Below are 1529 nucleotides of genomic sequence, written 5' to 3' on the forward strand. Positions count from 1 at the left end.
ACGCGAACGGGCCGCCGACCGCGCCGGCAGCCGGGAGAAGGTGCTGCAGTCGTACACCCTCGCCATCGAGCAGATCATCACCGTGCACACCCGGCTGCAGGCCCACGACGGCAGCCTCGCCGAGGGCTCCCGCCCGCTGGCCGGCCTGCTGCACGCCGGCGAGGCGCTGGCGATCCAGGACACCCTGCTCGCCGGCGCGCGGGACGGCATGCTGCCCGCCCCGGACCACGGCCGCTTCGCCAAGTCGGTCGGCATGCAGTGGTTCGCGTACGAGATGCTCGCCGGACCGCTGCTGCCCCGCGGCGAGAAGGCCCGCTACGAGGCCATCACCACCTCCGCGGAGTGGGCCGAGAAGACCCGCATCGAGGAAGCGGTGCTGGGCGTGAGCCGCGAGGCGGGCAGCCCCGTGGACCTGCCCGCCGCGGCCGACGGATGGCAGCAGACGTACGAGCGCCTCGGCCCGAGCCTCGCGGGTCTGGCCACCGCCCGGATCCAGGCGCTCGCCGACGACGCCGACGACCGCGCCGGCGAGCTGCGGACGACGGCGTACATCACCGCCGCGGTCGGCGTCGTGCTGGTCGTGCTCGTCCTCGTCATCGTGCTGGGGATCAGCCGGACCATCGTGCGCCGGGCCGAGGGGGTGCGCTCCAGCGCGCTGGCCGTCGCCCGCCGGCAGCTGCCGCAGATGATCGTCCGGGTGCAGCGCGGCGAGGACGTCGACGTGTCGGTGCTGCCCGGACAGGTCGTCGCCACCGACGAGTTCGGCGAGATCTCCAACGTCGTCGGCCGGCTCGCGGAGGAGGTGGTCGAGGCGGCGCGGCAGGTGCACGAGGAGCGGTACGGCTTCGAGAAGTTCGCCGAGGGCGTCACCATGCGGTCCGTCACGCTCATCCTCGCCGTGCTGCGCACGCTGGACGAGCTGCAGCACCGCTACGCCGACACCGACCCCGCGCTGCTGTCCGAGCTGTACGAGCTGGACCACCTCACCGTACGGGTGCGCCGCCAGCTGGAGAACCTGCTGGTGCTCTCCGGCGGCTCGGTCGTGGGCCCGCACACCGAGCCCGTGCACATCGCCAACCTGATCGTGGACGCCGCCGGCGAGGCCCGCGGCTTCGCCCAGGTCACCAAGGAGTTCCAGGCCGAGGCGTGGGTGGTGCCGGAGGTGGCGGGGGAGCTGACCCACCTGATCGCCGAGCTGATCGAGAACGCCACCACCTACTCGCCCAGCGGCTACGAGGTCTTCGTCCGCGCCACCCACACCGCCACCGGCGTCGCCATCGAGGTCGAGGACAAGGGGCGGGCGCCGGAGAACTGGTACTTCGACTCGCTCAACGGGCGGCTGCTGGACGCGCCGCCGTACTCGGTGCTGGCCAAGTCCTCCGACCAGCTCGGCCTGTTCGTGGTCGGGCAGCTGGCGAAGCGCCACGGCGTACGGGTCACGCTCCAGCAGGGCCGCTTCGGCGGCGTGCTCGCGGTGGTCCTGGTGCCGTCCGTGCTGCTGACCGGCGCGCCGGAGCAGCTGGAGGACC

Annotated in this window: 1 protein-coding gene; it reads left to right on the top strand. The window is 73.1% G+C overall.

Annotation, left to right across the window (positions count from 1 at the left end):
- A partial coding sequence (locus tag H5J30_RS32535; RefSeq protein ID WP_181791256.1) for a sensor histidine kinase occupies positions 1-1529 on the top strand: 1529 nt, incomplete at both ends.

The organism is Streptomyces phytophilus (genome assembly GCF_013870535.1).
In the GTDB taxonomy this organism is placed as follows: domain Bacteria; phylum Actinomycetota; class Actinomycetes; order Streptomycetales; family Streptomycetaceae; genus Streptomyces; species Streptomyces phytophilus.